This window comes from Saccharothrix sp. ST-888, from assembly GCF_000955975.1.
Taxonomy (GTDB): domain Bacteria; phylum Actinomycetota; class Actinomycetes; order Streptomycetales; family Streptomycetaceae; genus Kitasatospora.
Genome location: NZ_JYJF01000970.1, coordinates 1 through 303 on the forward strand (window position 1 = coordinate 1; position 303 = coordinate 303).

The 303-nt window shown below is 75.6% G+C and carries 1 protein-coding gene; it reads right to left on the reverse strand.

Annotated features, from left to right (window positions below; all coding sequences use genetic code 11):
- On the reverse strand, positions 1 to 303 hold a 303-nt coding region (locus UK12_RS35205), incomplete at both ends, for a KR domain-containing protein (RefSeq protein WP_045307295.1).

Below are 303 nucleotides of genomic sequence, written 5' to 3' on the forward strand. Positions count from 1 at the left end.
GGCGACATCGGCCGCCGCGATCACCACGGAAGCACCCGACTCGGCCAGCTCGGCCGCCAGTTCGGCCGCTCCCGGTGCCTCCGCACCACGGCGCGAGACGAGCAGCAGACTGCGCACCCCGTGCTCGGCCACCAGATGACGGGCGACCAGGCCACCGAGCATCCCGGACGCACCGGTCACCAGCACCGTGCCGAGCGCGTCGACCACCGGCCGCAGCTCACCGGACGCGGCAGCCACCCGGGCCAGCCGCGGAACCCGTACGACGCCCTCGCGGACGGCCAGTTGGGGCTCGCCGGAGGCCAG